The sequence below is a fragment of the Flavonifractor plautii ATCC 29863 genome (assembly GCF_000239295.1).
GTDB lineage: Bacteria > Bacillota > Clostridia > Oscillospirales > Oscillospiraceae > Flavonifractor > Flavonifractor plautii.
In genome coordinates, this window is sequence record NZ_JH417858.1 from 1 (window position 1) to 542 (window position 542).

The window sequence follows — 542 nt, forward strand, 5'->3', positions numbered from 1 at the left end:
TTTGTCTTTTTGCGAAACTTATTCTACCTGACCATCGTCCCAGAAATCTATCCTTATCTGCCCGTGAAAAATTCTGCTTATCGCGAGAACAAGTAACGCAGTAAAAAAGCAAGTGACCGATTCAAAATATCAGTCACTTACTTTTGCTGTAGTGTATAGTAACTATTCAGCCAAAGCAGGTCTAGCGTAAGTGTAAACCGGATGGCTTTACTGATGGAGTAACGAACCTGGGACACTGTCCTGTACGGCGGTGATCTTCCGCTGGATATCAAGGACAAAGACTATGAATAGTTGTATGAGAGACATACGTCGGAAGATGCGGCGGCCCTGGTCTGGAAGGAGTTGCAGAGGAGCGTTTCGTATAATGCAGGCTATATCGTTTGTTTTGAATATGAAGTTCCTGCAAATACAAAAAATGAAGCAAACATTACCCCAAAGAATAGTTGTTCTCAATTCTTCTATAAGTATTTCAATATTTAATTTTATATTCATTTTCTCTTCCGTCAAATTTCGATTTTCTGCTTCGCTCCCCCCCCCCCCGA

General features: G+C 41.1%; 1 protein-coding gene. It reads right to left on the reverse strand.

Annotated features, from left to right (window positions below; translation table 11 throughout):
- Positions 1 to 207: 207 nt before the first annotated feature.
- Positions 208 to 542, reverse strand: a 335-nt coding sequence (locus tag HMPREF0372_RS20410; RefSeq protein ID WP_007495976.1) for a hypothetical protein, incomplete at its 5' end; no start/stop codon positions are given.